General features: G+C 61.9%; 1 pseudogene. It reads left to right on the top strand.

The features are described 5' to 3' along the window. Positions 1-17 precede the first annotated feature (17 nt). Positions 18-270: pseudogene (locus AC0L3B_RS39540) on the top strand (hypothetical protein); the annotation flags it as partial.

Raw genomic sequence — 270 nt, forward strand, 5'->3', positions numbered from 1 at the left:
GTGGCGATTCGCTGAACGTGAACAAGGTGCAGAGCTTTCGGGGCGAGCTGTTCTACTGGATGGCGATTCTGTTTTCCAACACGCTTGGCACCGCGTTGGGCGATTTCCTGGCGGACGATTCGGGGCTGGGTTTTGCCGGCGGCGCGCTGCTGATCGGCTCGACCATTGCTCTGGTGGTGGCGCTCAAGTACTTCACCCGGATCTCGTCAGTGCTGTTGTTCTGGGTGGCGTTCGTGCTGACCCGGCCGTTTGGCGCGACGCTGGGCGACT

It is taken from the genome of Bradyrhizobium sp. Kon56, from assembly GCF_055807635.1.